General features: G+C 53.1%; 11 protein-coding genes. 10 read left to right on the top strand and 1 reads right to left on the bottom strand.

The window, feature by feature from the left end; all coding sequences use genetic code 11:
* Positions 1-15 precede the first annotated feature (15 nt).
* The 7 genes from TH63_RS14580 (at position 16) to TH63_RS14550 (ending at position 9,166) form a co-directional block, all read left to right on the top strand.
* Positions 16-897 (top strand): hypothetical protein, encoded by an 882-nt coding sequence (locus TH63_RS14580; RefSeq protein WP_053093871.1) that lies wholly within the window; start codon positions 16-18, stop codon positions 895-897.
* Between the two features lie 21 nt (positions 898-918).
* Positions 919-2,049 (top strand): glycoside hydrolase family 10 protein, encoded by a 1,131-nt coding sequence (locus TH63_RS14575; RefSeq protein WP_053093824.1) that lies wholly within the window; start codon positions 919-921, stop codon positions 2,047-2,049.
* A 307-nt stretch (positions 2,050-2,356) separates the two neighbouring features.
* Positions 2,357-3,532 (top strand): hypothetical protein, encoded by a 1,176-nt coding sequence (locus tag TH63_RS14570; RefSeq protein WP_048921583.1) that lies wholly within the window; start codon positions 2,357-2,359, stop codon positions 3,530-3,532.
* A 39-nt stretch (positions 3,533-3,571) separates the two neighbouring features.
* Entirely contained in the window at positions 3,572-4,705 is a 1,134-nt protein-coding gene (locus TH63_RS14565) for an SGNH/GDSL hydrolase family protein (RefSeq protein ID WP_048921582.1), read from the top strand.
* 123 nt (positions 4,706-4,828) lie between these two features.
* Positions 4,829-5,503, top strand: coding sequence for an SGNH/GDSL hydrolase family protein (locus tag TH63_RS14560; protein WP_076606499.1), 675 nt, complete (start codon positions 4,829-4,831; stop codon positions 5,501-5,503).
* Between the two features lie 69 nt (positions 5,504-5,572).
* A complete protein-coding gene (locus TH63_RS14555) occupies positions 5,573-7,420 on the top strand; it encodes a family 10 glycosylhydrolase (protein ID WP_082161710.1) in 1,848 nt (615 codons plus the stop codon).
* A 75-nt stretch (positions 7,421-7,495) separates the two neighbouring features.
* Positions 7,496-9,166, top strand: coding sequence for a phosphodiester glycosidase family protein (locus TH63_RS14550; RefSeq protein ID WP_082161708.1), 1,671 nt, complete (start codon positions 7,496-7,498; stop codon positions 9,164-9,166).
* 106 nt (positions 9,167-9,272) lie between these two features.
* Here the strand turns inward: TH63_RS14550 and TH63_RS14545 are convergent, their stop codons facing one another.
* Positions 9,273-10,505: an ROK family transcriptional regulator gene (locus TH63_RS14545; protein WP_048921578.1), complete on the bottom strand. Its 1,233-nt coding sequence runs from the start codon at positions 10,503-10,505 to the stop codon at positions 9,273-9,275.
* 330 nt (positions 10,506-10,835) lie between these two features.
* Between TH63_RS14545 and TH63_RS14540 the strand changes: the two genes are divergently transcribed.
* The 3 genes from TH63_RS14540 (at position 10,836) to TH63_RS14530 (ending at position 16,570) form a co-directional block, all read left to right on the top strand.
* The gene (locus TH63_RS14540) at positions 10,836-12,014 is read left to right on the top strand and encodes a glycoside hydrolase family 10 protein (protein WP_082161706.1); all 1,179 of its coding nucleotides are present in this window, start codon (positions 10,836-10,838) and stop codon (positions 12,012-12,014) included.
* 122 nt (positions 12,015-12,136) lie between these two features.
* Positions 12,137-14,386, top strand: a complete 2,250-nt coding sequence (locus tag TH63_RS14535; protein ID WP_048921577.1) for a GH92 family glycosyl hydrolase — start codon at positions 12,137-12,139, stop codon at positions 14,384-14,386.
* A 285-nt stretch (positions 14,387-14,671) separates the two neighbouring features.
* Complete coding sequence (locus tag TH63_RS14530) at positions 14,672-16,570, top strand: FAD-dependent oxidoreductase (RefSeq protein WP_048921576.1); 1,899 nt, start codon at positions 14,672-14,674, stop codon at positions 16,568-16,570.
* The last annotated feature ends 82 nt before the right edge of the window (positions 16,571-16,652 follow it).

Raw genomic sequence — 16,652 nt, 5'->3', positions numbered from 1 at the left:
AAATTTCCTCCTATTATGAGAGTTTTGCTTAGTCTTTTAACAGCGGTGGGCTTGTGCTTTGGCGCCTGTAGCAATACAGATCCAGAACCCAAGGTGACCCCAACGGCTGAAGATCCTATCACCACGTTTTTCCCCAATGAAGTAAAGCCAGCCCTGAGTGCCAACTGTTTTAGCGGCGCGTATTACCGCAAGGTGGTGTCCAGTAAAGATGTGTGGTTAGGTATTCAGGGAAAAGTGGTACTACCCACTATCGCCTTTGACCCAGCCCGCATAAACCCGGCCAAGCCGCAGCAATACTTAGATAATCCTTCGGTATACATGGGGGGCAACATGGGCGGGCAGGAAACCGACATTGGCCTCACCTGGGAGGTAATTAGAGATGCCCAGGGCAATGTGACCCCAGACAGAAAAGCATTCCGGCCGTTTTTGCGGCGCACCTCCCACGTTAGTGGACAACCTGCCAGCTATGAAAACGCGCCGGCGGAAAGCGGTTATTACTGGTACCCCGGTGAAGAGGTGTCTATGTCTGTGCAAGTGGTGGCAGAGGGAAAACTGAAACTGATCATAGAAGGCGCAGGCAAGCGCTTTGAGAAAGAGTTTGATGCCGCCGGCTATAGAATGGGCGGCCAGGGAGACTTTAAGCGCGTGAATGCCATAGACCAGGTGGCCAATGAAGGCAAGCCAGTACAGGCCACTAAAACCAAGGTAGAAAACGCCGTGTGGAAGGAAACCAACCTGTTCCGTCAATGGGAAGGGAAAGTGGTTTCTGTGCCCATGCACCAGAAAAGGTTTACAGATATGCGCTGCCCCAACATAAATTACTTCAGGATAGTGGCCACTGATGAGGAGCGAAAGGCAGGCGCTGAAACCATCAATATCAGCGGTGCCAGCTATTAACTTTCTTTAAAGATCATGAATATGAAAAATAACCTCACCACGTTCCTTTGCCTTTTCCTGTTGTTCTTCTCCGTAGGGAGTTGCTCTGGCAAGGAAGAGAAAGTTGACCCAGTAACCCCTGTCGTGAAAGAGCGATTTTCCGGCGTCTGGATCACCAACGTAGCCAGTACCGCCTTAGACTCCCGGGCCAATATTCAGCAGGCCGTAAGCGTGTGCGAGCAGTCTGGCATCAACAACATCTTTGTGGTGGTTTGGAACCGGGGGCGTACCCTGTACCCCAGCCAGATCATGGAGGCCCAGTTTGGGGTAAAAATTGCCGATAAATTCGCGGGCCGTGATCCCCTGGCTGAGATGATAGAGGAAGCCCATAAGAAGAACATTAAGGTGCATGCCTGGTTTGAGTACGGCTTTGCCGCCGCCAACAATGAAAACGGAGGCCTTATTCTGCAGACCAAGCCCGAGTGGGCCGCCAAAGATGCCAACGGAGCCTTGCTCAAAAAGAACGGCTTTGAGTGGATGAATGCCTTCAAACCCGAGGTGCAGGACTTCATGATTTCCTTGGTGCTGGAGGTGGTAAGAAACTACAACGTGGACGGCGTGCAGGGAGATGACCGCTTGCCGGCCCTGCCTTCCACCGGCGGGTATGATGACTACACCGTGAACCTGTATAAAAGCCAGCACAGCGGTGCCGCTCCCCCGTCTAACTACAAAGAAGCTACCTGGGTAAACTGGCGGGCCAACCTGCTCACAGAGTTTTTAGGCAGAATGTACAAGGCGGTAAAAGCGGTGAAACCAAACGTGATAGTCTCTACCGCGCCTAGTATTCACCCCTGGGCAAAGGACGAGTACCTGCAAGACTGGCCCGCCTGGTTAGACAAAGGATACACAGACATGGTGCTGCCCCAACATTACCGCTATGATTTCGCCGCGTATCAGGCCGTGCTGAAGCAGCAGCTAGATTACCTCAAGCCACAGCACAGGTCTAAGTTCTTTCCGGGGCTGCTGATCCAGAATGCAGATTACAACCCTTCGCCTGAGTTCCTGAAGCAAATGGTAGATGAAAACCGCCGCCAAGGGATTTACGGTGAAAGCTTCTGGTTCTTTGAGGGAGTTAAAAAGTTTCCGCAGTTTTTTGAGACCTATAAGAAGTAAATCACAAGTTGGTAAATAACTGTTGGAAGTGATTACTAAGTAAGTCTTAAGAAGCATACGTAAACTCCAGAACCCTCTTTCCGTTTTGGGCCTGTTTTCCTAAAAACAGGCCCAAAACGGAAAGAGGGTTCTGCTTTTTAGAGCCTGCTCATCGCCTTCTTTTTTCTGGCAAAGCAATATATTTTTTAAGTGTATATTAGATTTTAAAATTTTTTAATAATAGAAAGTAATCTTATATTTAGTCCAGCTTAGGGCACTTTCTAAGACGTGCTTCAGAGCTGTTATTCTTCCTCCAATTCGGTGCTCTATGAAAAGATTCTCCCATCTACTCTTTCTGATCTGTTTATCTGGAATCGTGAAAGCCCAGTCCCTGGACCCTGCTCTAAACAAAGCGGTTTTGCAGGCCAAACAGGGAAACGTGGTAGAACTGCCCGGTTTTCTTAAGCAAAAATTTTCTTCCATTGAGTACCAAAAGATAGTGCAGCCCGGGCCGCAGTACCTCATTTCTGATGACCCGGAATACATTAGGGTGCCAGAGGCCATTGCGTTCAAAGAGCCGGTGCAGCCGGGGGCGGTGCGTTTGTATGTCTACAACGTGAATGGCGTCAAGGAGCCCCGGCAGATAGACCGTAAAATCACCGCGGTCATCAAAAACACGGGAACGGCAGACATGCATCTGCGCCTATTGAAATACTCTTCTCAGGCCCCCACCACCAATTACTTTAAAGCCGGCAAAGAAGGCCTGGCAGATTACTTCGCCTCAAAGCCAGAAAACAAGATAAGGACCATTAAACCAGGCCAGGCTATCGCTATTGATGAGAGACTGGAGAAAAACGTGGTCAAGTATGATGAGCTGGTGCACGGGTTCTATGAGTTTGTAATAGACCAGCCCGGCGAGGTAAGCGTGCTGCAGACCGACCTGAAAACCTCGGGCCCCGCAGCCCTGGCCAGAATCACCAACGTGTTGCCCCCCAAAAGTAAAAGCGGCGCTGGCCGCGGCGTGTTTGGCGTGAGCAATTACCGGGTCATTACCCAGGGCGTGTTAGATACCAAAAACGGCGCCGCCGAAATCATCATCGCAGATGGCAAGAAAGACCCCTGGGTGCAAGGGCGTGAAAGCAGTAGGGGAGAGGTGGCTACCCTGGCCGGTAACTATGGGGTGATGTATGAGGTGGAAATGAAATGGAAAAGCACAGATGGCAAAGGCCTGGCCTTGGTCACCTGGAACTCCCGCGCCGACGATAACCAGTGGTGTGGCGGCATGGCGGCTACCATGGTGGTGAGCAAAGGCAAGTTTGACGCCGGCATCATTCAATTGCCCAGTGACCGCCTGAACACAAAAAAAGACCCAGAGGCTATCCTGATTCAGGTTTTTCCGCCGGCCGCCAACGGAGAAGAGCAGACCATCAGGTTCACGTATTCCCCGCCCGGGGCCTCTTGCCTGCCTACACCCTTGATCTTTGTGCCCATTGACATGAAGTAAGCGCGCCTTGCTTTTCTCACCTTTCACTTGCCTATACTTATGAAGCAATCCAATCTTTTGGTGCCCTTAATGGGCGTGCTGTTGCTAATCTACTTTGCTGTGGAAGGTGGGCAGGTTACCCATGCCAATGTAGTGACGAAAACAGTAGCCCCCGCCGCTACCGAATGGCATGACGCGCAGGAACTGGGAGTGAGAGGGTTAGGGTGGCCCGAACTGGAGAAAACCTACACCCGTTTGCCGGCCAAAGCAAAAGGCCAGGTGACAGACGAGGTCTGGAAACTGGGGCAGCACTCCGCCGGGGCGCACGTGCAGTTTACAAGTACCTCTAAAAGTATTAAGGTGAGGTGGAGCGTGCGGGGCAACAATACCCTTAACCACATGGCGGCTACCGGCGTGAAAGGGGTAGACCTATACGCCCGCGGCCCCAAAGGCTGGCAGTGGGTAGGGGCAGGAAAACCAACCGGTAAGAAAAACGAAGCCGAAATTGTGGCCAACATGGCGGCCGGGCAACGGGAGTTCCTGCTCTACCTGCCTTTGTATGACGGGGTAGATTCCGTAGCCATTGGCATTGAGAGCGGCGCTTCCATTTCAGGCGTAGCCAAACCGGCCCGAAAACCAATTGTCATCTATGGTACCTCCATCACGCAGGGGGCCTGCGCTTCCCGCGCCGGTATGGCGTATCCGGCCATTATAGGGCGGCAGTTGAACCGGGAGACCATCAATCTGGGCTTTTCGGGCAACGGCAAGATGGACCAGGAAATGGCGACGCTTCTCACCGATCTTGACCCCAGCCTATACGTGCTGGATTGCCTGCCCAACATGAAGCCCGAAGAGGTGCTGCCCAGAACGCTGGAGGTAGTGCTGCTGCTGCGGGCCAGCCGGCCAGATACGCCTATCCTGTTGCTGGAGAACATCAACTATGCCCATACCTGGATTGACCTGCACGTCTCTGATCTGGTGCAGAAAAAGAACCACAACCTGCGGCAAGCCTATGCGCAATTAAAAGCCCAAGGAGTGAAACAGCTTTACTACCGCAACAATAAAGGCTTGGTTAATACAGACGGCGAAGGCACTGTAGACGGGGTGCACCTTACAGACCTTGGCTTTTCCCAGTTGGCCGGTGCCCTGGTAAAGGACATTAAAACCATTGATAAAAAGTCACGGCTCCCTTAACCAGGACCCAGGTTGGTATTTTCTGTTTTATGGCCGTTTTCCTGAAAACAGGCCATAAACAGCTTAGCATTCTTCTGAATATTTCAAACCGTTAAGTCGCATTCATTCCCTCTTGTTCACACCATGAAATCAGCCTCCTTTCTTTCGGTTCTGTTCTTTTTATGGCTAGGCCTTTTGATTCCTGCCCTGGGCCAGAAACCAGATACGCCCGCTCTTTGGGAAAAAGAAATAAGGGCTTTTGAAAAGAGTGACAGCCTGCGCATGCCCGCCCCCGGCGGAATTGTGTTCACCGGAAGTTCCTCTATCAGGGGCTGGCGCACCTTGCCCGGTGATTTTCCGGAATACCCTATTATTCTGCGTGGGTTTGGCGGGTCCAGAATAGGCGACGCTACCTATTACTTTGGCCGCATTGTGAAAAAATATGCCCCAAAGCAGGTATTCCTGTACTCCGGGGACAATGACATTGCCAGCGGCAAAACCGCTGAGATGACCTATGCCCAGTTCAAAGCCTTCGCGAAGAAAATGAAGGAAGAATTGCCCCACGCTGAGCTGGTGTACCTGTCTATTAAGCCCAGCCTGTCGCGCTGGGACATGTACCCTGTCATGCAGGAAGCCAACAAAAAGATAAAGCGGTACGCCTTCTGGCACCGGAACTTGAAGTTTGTGGATGTGGGCACCCCCATGCTGGGCCCCGACGGAAAACCCCGGCCCGAGCTTTTCATTGGCGACGGATTGCACATGACGCCTGCCGGCTACGTGCTATGGGGGCAGCTAGTGAAGCCTCACCTCAGGAAATAAAATTGAGTAACAGCCTTCTCCCAGGGCCAAATAAAATACTTGTGCCAGCTTTTGAGAGATGAAACGCTTATGAAAAAAATTGGAGTTTTGATCTGTCTTCTATTGATCCTGGTACTGCTGGCCAACGTGCAGGCGCAGGAATTGCGGGGAACCTGGATGGCCCGTTCCTCATTCACCAGCAAAGCCAGAATAGCCGCGCAGATGGACAGCCTGGCCGCTGCCAACTTCAACGTGGTGTATGTGAACGTCTGGAGCCGCGGCTACCCGTTGTGGCAGAGCGAGGTATTCCAGAAGCACACCGGCATTCTCATTGACCCCGCCTACGCCGGGCGTGATATTCTGGCAGAGGCCATTGCCGAGGGGCGCCGCGTAGGCCTGCACGTGGAAGCCTGGTTTGAGTACGGGTTTGTGGGCGGCTATGCGCCCGCCGGTACTACGTCCAAAGGTCCCATCTTTGAGGCGCACCCCCAATGGATAGCCCGCACCCAGGCCGGGGAGGAGAAGGACGCAAGCAATTTCTACTGGATGGTACAGAGTAACCCAGAGGTGCACCAGTTCCTCATCAGTCTGTCTACAGAAATAGCGCGCAAGTATGACGTAGACGGCATTGAGATGGACCGTATCCGGTACTCCAGCAAAGAATACGGGTATGATCCCTTTACCGTGAACCTCTACAAAAGCGAGCACAGCGGCGCGGCCCCTCCTGTTGATGTGAATGATACTTCCTGGATGCGCTGGCGCGCCGATAAGCTGAACCAGTTTGTGGCCCTGCTCTATGACAGCCTGAAAGCGGTGAACCCGCAGGTGAATGTTTCCAGCGCGCCCAGCCAGATGGGGTCTTCTACCTACACGGCCTATGAGGGCCTGCTGCAGGACTGGAAATGGTGGATCACCAACAACAAGGTAGATAACCTGCAAATGCAAAGCTACTCCTCCAGCATCTCTACCTACCAGAACTGGCTAACCTACACCAAAAACGCGGTGAGCAACTATGAGCGCATTTATCCCTCGTTTGCGGTAAACCCGGGTTCTACCAACCTTACCGGACCACAGGTGGTGGATTACCTGAACGTGAATACGTCCCTAGGCTTTAAAGGAGCGGCACTTTGGTTTTATGACGACCTGGTAGGCAAGTTCAATTACCTGCGGCAGACCCGTTTTGCCACGCCGGCGCACCCACCTTACGCCCTTGCGGACTGGCGCGAGCAAAAGGCCATTACCACCGTGAACAATGCCCAGGATGCGGTACGGACCGGTTCCTGGGCCGCCAGCAGCATGGAGGGGTACAGCGGGAAAAGCATCTACGGCGGGCTGGACGGCCCTGCGGCCATTGACTATTTTGTGACAGTGCCGGCCAACGCCTACTATGAGGTCTATGTCTACAACGTGCCGGCCTCCAATAGAACCACCGCCGCCGCGTACCAGGTGTTTGATTACCGCAACAGCTCCGTGGTGAAAACCCTGAACCAGACCACGCCCGCCCTGGCCGGCTGGAACAAATTGGGCGATTTCTACCTGACCGCTGGCCGGAAAAAACTTATCACGCTGACCACGGAGAACGTGGAGGCGGGCAAGCTGGTCAGTGCCGATGCGGTGATGATCATCCGGAACCGCCGGTTAGACAACGCCCCTGTTCCTCCTCTCTTAAGTGCTGCGCTTGAAAATATAAACCCAAGGAAAGGGGAAGTCAGGATATACCCTAATCCCACCTCTGGTGCTTTCCGGTTGGTGCTGCCTGAGGAGAGCAGGGAAGTGGAGAGCGTAAGGCTGCTTGACGCAACGGGAAAGCTGGTGCTGGAACTGGAGCCATTGGCCACGCCCTTCACTTATTCTCTCAAAGGAGTCAGGCCGGGCCTTTATTCCTTACAAGTGCGGCAAGGCCGATTACTATACAGGCAAAAAATAGTAGTGCTTTAACTGCGGTTCAGGTATGCCTTGGTGGCGTGTGTTCTCTTAAAAACAAATAGACATCTTACTAATAAACGTTACCCTATGACAAGAAAATTACGCTCTGTGAAAAGCCTTCTGGGTATGGGAGCGCTCCTGCTGTTTACGCAGCCGGGATTCGCGCAAATGACCTGGACCAAACCGGCCACCCTCAACTCGGGCTTGCCTGCCTCTGTGGAAGTCTTCCTCTCCACCACGCCTATTGCGGCTGGGGTGCCTACCAAGGCGTACTATACTCTGGCAGATTTAAAGGATCCCAATCTTGAGCTGAAGGCGGCCTACGGCGGGGGAACTTCCTCCAAGACTACAACCCAGTTCTTTACTGAGGAGCAACGGGAGCCGGCTTATGTGGCCGTCAATGGCGGGTTCTTTGGTGGGAATGTCTCTTACAGCTATCTGGCCCAGAGTTCGGCGGTGCTGGCCCCCAATATCAAGACCCTGAACCGCGATTTAAATGGCACCTCTACGCCTTACTATCCTACCCGCGGCGCCTTTGGGATCTTAGCGAATAACACGCCAGATGTAGCCTGGATCTACAGCATAGATGCCTCTAATACCACCTATAGCTATTCGGTACCAAGTCCTAACCGCTTAGGTGAGGCCCCGCAACCAGTACCTACCGCCACGTTTCCGGCCGGGGGTGCTCTCTGGCGACCTTCGGTGGGCATAGGCGGCTCTCCGGTATTGGTGCAGAACGGGGCTAAAATGATCACAGACGCAGAGGAACTCATTGTGATAGATAACAACTCCCGCCGGGCCCGCACGGCTATTGGCTATACCGCAGACAAAAAGATGATCCTACTGGTAGTGGAAGGCGGTAACCCAGGGGTTTCTGATGGCGCTACCCTAAGTGAGGTAGCCGATATCATGGTAAGCCTGGGCGCCGTAGAGGCCCTGAACTTAGATGGCGGCGGCTCTTCCACCATGGTGGTGAAAGGCGCCACCACCATACGGCCTTCTGATGCCGGCGTGGAGCGGGCCATGCCTTCTTCGCTTGTTCTAAAACAACGGGCCCCGGAGCCTAAGATCTATGACACGGAAATGACGGAGGCCTTTGCAACCCGCAACGGAAGCTGGGGCGAAACCGGGAACGCCGGCTATTACGGTACTTCTAAGGCCAGAATCATGGCCATTGGCACTGGAGACAAGGTGGCCCGCTATAAATTCGTGGATCTGGAGCCTGGGCGCTACGAGCTGAGTGCCTGGTGGGTCAACTCCACTAACCGGGCCAAGGACACGCCTTACACGGTGTACCATGATGGGGTAGCCCAGCCGTCCGTGGCCATGGACCAATCCCTTAACGGCTCTAAATTCAATGTGGTGGGTACGTATGACCTAAGGGCCAATGACTCCCTGGTAGTGACCAACCTGGCCAGTGCCACTCCCGGCCAAGCTACCACCTATGTGACCATAGATGCCATCAGGCTGCAGAAAATTGGAACGCTGGCCTCTTCCTCCAAAGACGCCGTGCTGGCCAGCCAGGTAGTGGCGTACCCAGTGCCCACGCATGGCAAACTGTATTTGGAGGTTCCGGAGGCCCTTCGGAAAAACGGGAATGTACGTGTGATGACCCTAGTAGGAAACACCATTCTGCGTAAGCAAAACCTGACAGGCAAGACAGTGGAACTGGACCTGACCAAGGTGCCGGCCGGCGTGTATCTGGTGGTGCTGGAATCTCCGGAAGGCAAGGTGGTGAAGCGCATTGTGAAGCAGTAGCCACCCCTCCTTACCTTTAAAAGGATCGCCCCTGTTTTAGGGCTGTTTTCTTGAAAACAGCCCTAAAACAGGGGCGATCCTTTTTTCTCTGAAATCCAAGTTTTGGTTAGATGTCCTCTAAGGCCAATACTCTATTACGGGCCAAAAGGCAGGCGCCAATCACCCCTGCCTGTTCACCCAGCATAGAGATCTTTAGTTGGGTGTCATTGTTCACCAGGCTCAGGGAGTATTTCTTGATGGCACTCTTGATGGGTAGTAAGATAAATTCTCCGGTAGAAGCGAGGCTTCCGCCCAGGATGACCAACTCAGGGTTGAAGATGTTGATGAGCAGGGCTATTCCTTTGCCAATGTTCTCCCCAATTTTAGAGATAAGCTCAATGGCCAATACATCATCATTGTGGATGGCTTTGATAATGTCCTCCAGCTTGAGGTCATCCAGGTTTATGTTTTCCCGGGTGACCAGGGTGGAGGCCCCCGCCTGGAGTTGCTCCTTAAACATCTCTATCAAGGCCCAGCCAGAACCTTCCGTTTCCAAACACCCTTTTTTGCCGCATTTGCAGATAATCTCGTTCTGGAAAAGGGGAATGTGCCCAAACTCCCCTGAGTACCCAGACTTGCCGTAGTACAGCTGGCTGTTGATCATGATGCCCATGCCTATGCCGTAGTCCAGGTTCAGGAACAACACGTCTTTCTCGTCTTTCACCACGCCAGAGCAGAACTCGCCAAAGGCCATGGCCCGGGAGTCATTCTCCAGAAACACTGTGATGCCCACCTCAGACTCTATGATCTTGCTGAGCGGGTCTTCATGGAAGTGAAAAAAGCTGTAGCTGTACCCTTTCTGGTTATTGATGCGGCCAGAAAGGTTAATGCCTATGCCCAGGATCTTTTCGCGGGGAATGGGTAGATCATCAATGAATTTATTGATGATCTGGCACAGTTCCTCCAGTGACTCCAGGTTGTTGGTTAAGCGGTAGGGGTATTTGTCAAAGCTGCTCACCAGGTTTTTCTGGAAATCTGTGAGGCCAATATTGATGTGGAATTTCTTCACGTCAATGCCAAGGAAGAAGCCCGAGTCTGGGGCCAGGCCATAAAGGTTGGGTCTGCGGCCCCCGGTAGAGTCTACCTTGCCGTAGTCTTTCACCAGTCCGTCCTGCATTAAGTCATTCAGGAGGCTGGTGATCTTAGGAACGCTCAGGTTTAGTTCTTTGCCAAGCTCAGCAATGGTGGCATTGCCGGTATTGGCGAAGTAAGAAATCAGTTTCTTCTTTTGGTTGACGTTTCTGTAGGCAACACCAGTAGGGGTATCACTGCTTATATCGGTGAAAAAGTTTTTAGTCATTTTAAAAAGTCTTGTGTCATAAAGAGGCCCTAACGGCAGACTTGTACTCCCTATACATCAAATTTATTCATTTATGGGAATCTATAGTGTAGTGAGTACACATATTATGCATTTTATTTATATCAAGGGCATTAAATAACTGCGCTTAACTTTATAAAAACATTTAAAAACAAATTTTAGTTTAAAAAAATATGCCTTACTTTAGTCCTGCTACGGTGGCTTATTTAGCGAGGGAAAAGCGAGTGAAGATATGCTTCCGGCTTATAACTCCCTGGCTCACCAGTCAGAAACCGTGCAAGTCTCCTGTAGTATTACTTAACCCGCGTGTCCATGCCGTATTCCTCTATCAAAAAGCTATGTGCCATTTTCCTCTTTGTAGGTGGACTGTTACTAATTGGCGGCTGTTCGGTTTCTAAACCCACGGCTACAGTTCCGGTAAAAACGGGCATCAGGGGCGTGTGGCTCACCAACGTGGTCAGTGACGCGCTTTATTCCCGGGAGAACATAAAAGAGGCGGTGGAACTGTGCCATGAACTGGGCTTCAACACTATTTTTGTAGTGACCCTGAATGAGGCCCAGACCATGTACCAGAGTGAGGTAATGCAAAAACTCACCGGCCAGTCCATTGCTCCCGCCTTTGCCGGTCGTGACCCGCTGCAGGAACTGATAGAAGAAGCTAAAAAGAAAGATATAAAGGTATTTGCCTGGTTTGAGTTTGGGTTTGCCGCCTCCATCAATGATTCTACGGGTGGGATTCTTCTGCAGAAAAAGCCGGAATGGGCCTCCAGAGACAAAGCAGGCAAGATCACGGCCAAGAACAACTTCCAGTGGATGAACGCTTTCCACCCCGAGGTGCAGGGCTTTGTGAAGGACCTGGTGCTGGAGGTAGTGAAAAAATATGACGTAGACGGCATCCAGGGCGATGACCGCCTGCCGGCCCTACCCAGCAACGGCGGGTACGACCCCTATACCGTGAACCTGTACAAATCTGAGCACAGCGGCAAGGCGCCCCCGGCCTATGAGAAAGACTATGAGTGGGTGAAATGGCGCTCCGGCAAACTGAACCTATTCCTCAAAGACCTGGTGACCGAGGTGCGGAAGGCCAAGCCAGACGTGATCATTTCCATGGCGCCCAGCATTTACCCTTGGGCCGAGGAAAATTACCTGCAGGACTGGCCCGCCTGGCTGAACATGGGCCTGGTAGACCTGGTGATTCCGCAGGTGTACCGCTATGGTTTTGCGCCTTACCAGAATGAGATGAACAAAGTCCTGAGCCAGCAATTGGGTAACTTCAACCCCGAAGGCTTTTACCCGGGTGTCTTGCTGCAGGTAGATGACTACACGGCCTCGCCGGAGTTGCTGACCCAGATGGTAAACTACAACCGGGCCCACGGCATTAATGGCGAAGTGTACTTTTTCTATGAGGGCCTCAAGAAGCGCAAAGAATTCTTCAAGGCGCTCTATAAAGACCGGGTGCAGTTCCCAGACTTCAGAAAGCAAAAACAGTAAATTCCGGTAACGGAGAATAAAGCAATTACTGTTTCAGGGGTGTTTTCCTGAAAACAGGCTCAAAACAGAAGGCGCTTTGCCTGCGGGCAAGGCAGCCTACAGTACTAAAGAATACTTGGCAGATGAAGATAAAAACAGGAGCATTTGGGGTAATGTTGTCATTGGGCCTGGCGGCGGGGTGTGCCCTCCAGAAACAGGGAGAGCCCGGGAAGGCAACGGCTGGTGTAGACAAGGTTGATCCTTTTGTGGGCACCGGCGGCCACGGCCATACGTACCCGGGGGCGGTGGTCCCCTTCGGGATGGTGCAGGTGAGCCCAGACAACGGCACGGAAGGGTGGGACTGGTGCTCCGGGTACCATTATTCAGACAGCCTGATTGCCGGCTTCAGCCAGACGCATTTAAGTGGCACCGGCATTGGCGACCTCTGCGATGTTTCCTTTATGCCGCAGTACCTGCCTGACTTGGCCAGGAACCCGCGCCAGAAGTTCAGCCATGCAAATGAATCGGCGGAGCCCGGGTTTTATACCGTTACGCTAAACAATAAAATCAACGTAGCGCTTACCGCCACGGAGCGGGTGGGCCTGCACCAATACCAGTTCCCCGCCGACTCGGCCAAAGGCGTAGTGCTGGATCTGGGCTTCAGGATTAACTGGGACAAACCCACGGAAACCCGCATTACCGTGGTGAATGACACGCTGGTGACCGGTATGCGCCGGTCTACCGGTTGGGCCCGCAAGCAGTGGGTGTATTTTGCCGCCGTTTTCTCAGAGCCTATACAGAAGACGCAACTACTGGATAGCGTGAAAACCAAGGCCGGCAAGGAGGTACACGGCGTAAAAGCCAAAGCCTTGTTCACTTTTGCCAAAGGGCCCAAACCGCTGCTGCTGAAGGTGGGTATCTCCAACGCCAGCACTGAAGGGGCTTTGCAGAACATCCGGCAGGAACTGCCCGGGTGGGATTTCAAACGGGTGGCGCGGCAGGCCAGAAACCAGTGGGCCCAGGAAATGGGCAAGATTCAGGCCTCCTTTATTGAGCCCGGCATGGATACCATTTTCTACTCGGCCTTGTACCACACCGCCCTGGCACCTAGCCTGTTCTCAGACGTGAAAGGCCAGTACAAAGGCTTCCGGGATACGGTGACCACCGTGCCGTTTCAGCGCTACACCGTTTTCTCTCTTTGGGATACGTTCCGGGCTACCCACCCGCTGTTCACCATCACGCAGCCAGACCGAGTGCCTGATATGCTGAATTCCCTGCTGCAGGGCTACAAAGAGCACGGGCTGTTGCCAGTTTGGGAGCTTTCGGGCAATGAGGCTAATACTATGACCGGCTACCACGCCGTGCCCGTGCTCGCCGATGCCCTCATGAAAGGCTACCTGCCCGAGAAAGCAAATGAGATTTACGCGGCCATGGAAGCGAGCGCGGCCCAAAACGTGCGCGGCACAGATTTCTACCGCACCTACGGCTATATTCCCGCTGACAAAGACGGCTGGTCGGTGACCAAGACCCTGGAGTATGCCTATGACGACTGGTGCATTGCCCAGGTGGCCAAAAAACTGAACAAGCCCCAGGATTACCAGAAGTACATGAAGCGCGCTGCCTCCTACAAGGCTTTGTTTGACAAGCAGACCAGGTTTATGCGCGGCAAGAACGCCAACGGCAGTTGGGTGTCTCCCTTTGATCCTTTCCACTCTGAGCACGGTTTTGACGGTATTTACATTGAAGGTACCGCCTGGCAGCACAGCTGGATTGTACCCCATGACGTGCAGGGGCTTATCAATCTGTTTGGGTCAGATGCCAGCTTTATTCAGCACCTGGATTCCACGTTTAACGTCACCTCTAAAATGACCGGCCCCAACGTGTCCCCGGATATCTCTGGGTTGATTGGCCAGTACGCGCACGGCAACGAGCCCAGTCACCATATTGCCTACCTCTACAACTACGCGGGCAAGCCCTGGAAAACCCAGGAGAAGGTGCGCCAGATCATGACCACCATGTACAGCAGTAAACCAGACGGTTTGGCGGGCAACGAAGACTGCGGGCAGATGAGCGCCTGGTACGTGTTCAGTGCCATGGGTTTCTACCCGGTGAACCCCGCAGACGGAAACTATGTGCTGGGCAGTCCCCTGGTGACACAGGCCCGCATTGAGGTAGGTCCCAACAAATACTTTGAGGTAGAGGCCAAGAACAATAGCACCAGGAACCTTTATGTGCAAGCCGTAAGCCTCAACGGCAAGGCTTTGGAGCGTTCCTACATTACCCACCAGGAGGTGATGCAGGGCGGCAAGCTGACCTTTGTGATGGGTGATACCCCTAATCAGAAGTGGGCCACGGCTCCCGCCCAAAGTCCGCCTTCCATGACCGGGAGGTAGAGCCGGTTTTAGATTTGCCTGTTTGGGGCCGTTTGCTGTTTTGGGGCTGTTTTCTGTAAAAGAGGCTCAAAACGGCAAGCGGCCTTGGTGTTTACTGGCTGGTTCTGGAAAATTCATCTCAGGAAAGACGCTCTTTATAACCTCTCTGGTGTCTATTATACACTTTTTCGCAAAATTGACCAATGCTTCAAGGGCATCATTAATGAGAATACTTAATAAAAAAAATTAAAAATACTTTGTAGTTTTTAAAAATGTAGATAATTTAGAGGTGTATAAGGAATCTATATGCGGCAAATACTATCTTTTTTTATCATCATCCTCGTGGGTTTTGGATCGGTGGCCTTCAAGGCGCAGGCCCAAGATGTTAAAACCGACCTTCTCATTGTAGGTGGCGGCGCTAGCGGTACTACGGCCGGGGTGCAGGCTGCCCGCATGGGCACCAAGGTTCTGATGATTGAAGAAACCGAGTGGCTGGGCGGCATGCTCACCTCGGCGGGTGTAGCCGCCATTGACGGAAACCACCAGATGCCTTCGGGGCTGTGGGGCGAGTTTAGGCAGAAGCTTTACAATTACTATGGCGGTCCGGCGGCCGTGGAGACCGGTTGGGTGAGCAATACCCTGTTTGAGCCTAGCGTGGGCAACCGCCTGCTCAAAGAACTGGCCAACGAAAAGAACCTCACCATTTGGTACAACACCGCCTGGCAAGACGTGAAAAAGCACGGCAAGGTCTGGCGGGTAACCGTGAAAAACGGCAAGAAGAAAAAAGTCATTGAAGCCAAGCTCATCATTGATGCCACAGAACTAGGAGACGTCATGGCCAAAGTCGGCGCCAAATATGACCTGGGTATGGACAGCCGCCAGGAGACCGGCGAGGCCTACGCGCCAGAAAAAGCCAACGATATTGTGCAGGACCTTACCTACGTGGTGGTTTTGAAAGACTACGGCAAAGGGACCGACAAGACCATCAAGAAACCTGCCGGCTACAACCCCAAGGAGTTTGACTGCGCCTGTGACGTGTCTGACCCAGCCGCCGACGGTGGCCCCAATAAGAACTGTCTGCAGATGATGGGGTACGGCAGGCTGCCCAATAACAAGTACATGATCAACTGGCCCAAGTGCGGCAATGACATCTACCTGAATATTGTGGAAAAGACCCCGGCCCAACGGACCGAGGCTCTGAAAGAAGCCAAACTTCATACGCTCCGGTTCCTGTATTACCTCCAGACCGAACTGGGTTTCAAGAATTTCGGCATAGCCGAGGATGAGTTCCCGACTACTGACCACCTGCCCATGATCCCGTACCACCGGGAGTCAAGGAGGGTGAAGGGACTGGCGCAACTGGCGGTGCACCATGTGGCCAACCCATTTGACCAGAAGGAAGCCTATTACCGCACCGGCATCGCCGTGGGCGACTACACCATTGACCACCACCACCTCAAGAACCCGGCTGCGCCCAACATTGAGTTCATCAAGATCAAGGTGCCCTCTTACAATGTGCCGCTGGGTTCCTTGATCCCGCAGGAGGTAGGCGGGCTGATTGTGGCGGAGAAAAGCATTGGCGTGACCAACATTGTGAACGGTGCTACCCGCCTGCAGCCTGTGGTACTGGGGCTGGGGCAAGCGGCCGGAGCTTTAGCTGCCGTGGCGCTCAGGAATAACGTGCAGCCGCGGGAAGTAAGCATACGGGAAGTGCAACAGGCCCTGCTGGCGTCCAAAGCCTTTATTATGCCTTACATTGACGTGAAACCGCAAGACCCGCACTTTGCCGCCTTGCAGCGCATAGGCGCCACGGGAATCTTGAAAGGCACCGGCGTGGCGTACAAGTGGGCCAACCAAACCTGGTTCTACCCAGAGCGCCCCATCAGTGAGCATGAACTGGCCTCCGGCCTGAAAACCTATTATCCAGAGCAACTAAAGACCTTTCAGGCGTCTGGCGCCAACCTTACCCTTAAAACCCTGGGCGAGATGCTCACCGCGGTGAACCCTGCTGTGACTTATGACACCATAGTGGCCCAGTGGCCTTCCTTAGGGATAACTGCCCCTGCCGCACCCGCTACGGAACTGAACAGACGGCAGGCCGCCGTGATTGTGGACCGGTTCCTGAATCCATTCAGTCTTCCGGTAGATTTCAAGGGGCATTTAAAGACGCAGGGAGTCTCCCTTAAAACCAACGAAAAGCTGTAGGCGGCAGCCGCTCAAAAGGCTACTCCACTAATGCGTTTTGGGCCCGTTTTCAGGAAAACGGGCCCAAAACGGAAATTCACAC

Source organism: Rufibacter radiotolerans (assembly GCF_001078055.1).
Taxonomy (GTDB): Bacteria; Bacteroidota; Bacteroidia; order Cytophagales; family Hymenobacteraceae; genus Nibribacter; species Nibribacter radiotolerans.
This window is presented reverse-complemented; position numbering and strand designations above follow the sequence as displayed.

Excerpts from the sequence above, each read along its gene's own strand:
- TH63_RS14580 (WP_053093871.1), top strand. The coding sequence starts at position 16 with ATGAGAGTTTTGCTTAGTCTTTTAACAGCGGTGGGCTTGTGCTTTGGC.
- TH63_RS14575 (WP_053093824.1), top strand. The coding sequence starts at position 919 with ATGAAAAATAACCTCACCACGTTCCTTTGCCTTTTCCTGTTGTTCTTC.
- TH63_RS14570 (WP_048921583.1), top strand. The coding sequence starts at position 2,357 with ATGAAAAGATTCTCCCATCTACTCTTTCTGATCTGTTTATCTGGAATC.
- TH63_RS14565 (WP_048921582.1), top strand. The coding sequence starts at position 3,572 with ATGAAGCAATCCAATCTTTTGGTGCCCTTAATGGGCGTGCTGTTGCTA.
- TH63_RS14560 (WP_076606499.1), top strand. The coding sequence starts at position 4,829 with ATGAAATCAGCCTCCTTTCTTTCGGTTCTGTTCTTTTTATGGCTAGGC.
- TH63_RS14555 (WP_082161710.1), top strand. The coding sequence starts at position 5,573 with ATGAAAAAAATTGGAGTTTTGATCTGTCTTCTATTGATCCTGGTACTG.
- TH63_RS14550 (WP_082161708.1), top strand. The coding sequence starts at position 7,496 with ATGACAAGAAAATTACGCTCTGTGAAAAGCCTTCTGGGTATGGGAGCG.
- TH63_RS14545 (WP_048921578.1), bottom strand. The coding sequence starts at position 10,505 with ATGACTAAAAACTTTTTCACCGATATAAGCAGTGATACCCCTACTGGT.
- TH63_RS14540 (WP_082161706.1), top strand. The coding sequence starts at position 10,836 with ATGCCGTATTCCTCTATCAAAAAGCTATGTGCCATTTTCCTCTTTGTA.
- TH63_RS14535 (WP_048921577.1), top strand. The coding sequence starts at position 12,137 with ATGAAGATAAAAACAGGAGCATTTGGGGTAATGTTGTCATTGGGCCTG.
- TH63_RS14530 (WP_048921576.1), top strand. The coding sequence starts at position 14,672 with ATGCGGCAAATACTATCTTTTTTTATCATCATCCTCGTGGGTTTTGGA.